Annotated in this window: 2 protein-coding genes and 1 pseudogene (1 of these 3 only partly in view); all 3 read left to right on the top strand. The window is 65.8% G+C overall.

The window, feature by feature from the left end; translation table 11 throughout:
- The first annotated feature begins 267 nt into the window (after positions 1–267).
- On the top strand, positions 268–396 hold the full coding sequence (locus tag EP237_RS23750; RefSeq protein ID WP_276317022.1) for a hypothetical protein: 129 nt from the start codon (positions 268–270) through the stop codon (positions 394–396).
- A gap of 61 nt (positions 397–457) precedes the next feature.
- A pseudogene (locus tag EP237_RS23870) lies at positions 458–1216 on the top strand (recombinase family protein); the annotation flags it as partial.
- Positions 1217–1355: 139 nt separating this feature from the next.
- Positions 1356–2052: the 5' portion of a recombinase zinc ribbon domain-containing protein gene (locus EP237_RS22530; protein WP_476703639.1), read on the top strand. It continues 14 nt past the right edge of the window; only the first 697 of its 711 coding nucleotides appear in the window; the start codon lies at positions 1356–1358; its stop codon lies beyond the right edge, outside the window.

Here is a 2052-nt window from a genome sequence, read left to right on the forward strand (position 1 = left end):
GGGGGCAGAAGCCCCGCGGATCTTGTCCTTGATCACGCCCCAGAATCGGGTGGGAGGGAGGCGGGATGACCATGGATGAACAGGAATCGGGCTGCGCGGACGCAGCATGAGCCGGGCGCAGCCCGGACGGGGAAGACGGAAGATCGGACCGGGCGCGGGGTGCACCCCACCAAGAGCGCCAGGGATACCGATGAGGCTGCGCGGCAGCCGCAGAAGCGGATCAGGCGTGAGGGTCAGGCCGAACAGCCTGGCGCACAGGCCGATGCGATGGCATCGATTTCCGCGGCACAGGTCCAGTGGCTGGAGATGATCCGGGCGCTGGCCCGGGCGGCGGCGCAGGCCGATCACGACGCGTCCACCCGGACAACCGGGCGGCCGGTCTCACAGAACGACTGAGGAGGAAGAGCCCATGACGGAACAGTTGCGCGCCGCGATCTACGCCAGGTTTTCGACGGACATGCAGCGGGACGCCTCGATCGAGGACCAGATCCGGTCGTGCCGGGAGTACGCGGCGCGGCAGGGGCTGACGGTGGTCGAGACCTATTCGGACCGGGCGGTGTCGGGAGCAAGCCTGATCCGTCCGGGCGTGCAAAAACTGCTGCGGGAGTCTCGCTCCGGCAGCTTCGACATCGTGATCTCCGAGGCATTGGACCGCCTCAGCCGGAATCAGGCGGACATCGCGCAGATCTACCAGTCGCTTCTTTTTGCGGAAGTCATGATCGAGACTGTGTCGGAGGGCGCCATCAGCGAGATGCACATCGGCATTAAGGGCACCATGAATGCGCTTTTCCTGAAGGACCTGGCCGTCAAAACCCACCGCGGCCTCAAAGGGAGGGCCTTGGCGGGAAAGAGCGCCGGCGGCCTGACCTACGGGTATTCTGCGGTGCACAAGATTGCCCCGAACGGCGAGCCGATCCGGGGGGACAGGGTGCTCAACGCCGAGGAAGCGGCCGTGGTCCGCCGCATCTTTCAGGACTACGCCAAGGGGATCTCACCCAAGAAGATCGCCGAGGCGCTGAACGTCGAAGGCATCCCCGGCCCGCAAGGCGGACAATGGGGAGCCTCGACCATCCACGGGAACCGGGAGCGCGGCACTGGGGTCATCAACAATCAACTCTATATCGGTCGCCAGATCTGGAATCGCTTGCGCTACGTTAAGGATCCGACCACCGGAAAGCGGGTTTCCCGACTGAACCCTGAGAGTGACTGGGTGATCACCGAGGTGCCTGACCTGCGCATCATCGACGATGCCCTCTGGGAAAAGGTCCGGGCCCGACAGGGGGGCGCTGAAGTCGAAGGAGACGGGCGTTCCGGTCTGGGACCGGCGCCGCCCGCGGACGCTGTTTTCGGGGTTGATGGAATGCGGCTGCTGCGGGGCCGGCTTCTCGAAGGTTCAAAAGGACAGCTTCGGCTGCTCGGCAGCCCGGAACAAGGGCAAGGCGATCTGCACCAATATGGTGACGATCAAGCAGAAGGACCTGGAAGCTCGCGTCTTGGACGCGCTGGCCCACCACCTGATGGACCCCGAGGCGGTCGCGGCCTTCTGCGAGGCCTATACAGCGGAGCGCAACCGACTCGCGGCGGCGGCAACCACGACCCGCACGACGATGGAGAAGGAGCTGGCCACGACCAAGCGCGACCACGCCAAACTGGTGGATGCAATCATCGCAGGCGTTCCGGCGGACCAGGTGAAGGACAAGATGAACGCGCTGGACGCGCGGCGGAAGGAACTGGAAGCGCAGCTGGCCCTGGCCGATGCCTCCCCTGCCCCGGTCCGGCTGCACCCGAAGATGTCCGAGACCTACCGGGAGCGTGTTGCAGCCCTGATCCAGGGCCTCGCGGAGAGCGAGGGGATGGAAGAAGCCAGAGAAGCGATCCGGGGGCTGATCGAGAAGATCGTGCTGACCCCACGCACGGAGGGACCAGGGATGACGATCGACCTGCACGGCGCCTTGGCGAGCCTGCTGCTGCTGGCGACGGACGCCCCGACCCATCAGGTCGCCCGAATGGCCTCTGGGGGCCAAAACGCCAAAAGCTCCGCGTCGGCGGAGC

The organism is Nioella ostreopsis, assembly GCF_004000255.1.
GTDB lineage: Bacteria > Pseudomonadota > Alphaproteobacteria > Rhodobacterales > Rhodobacteraceae > Nioella > Nioella ostreopsis.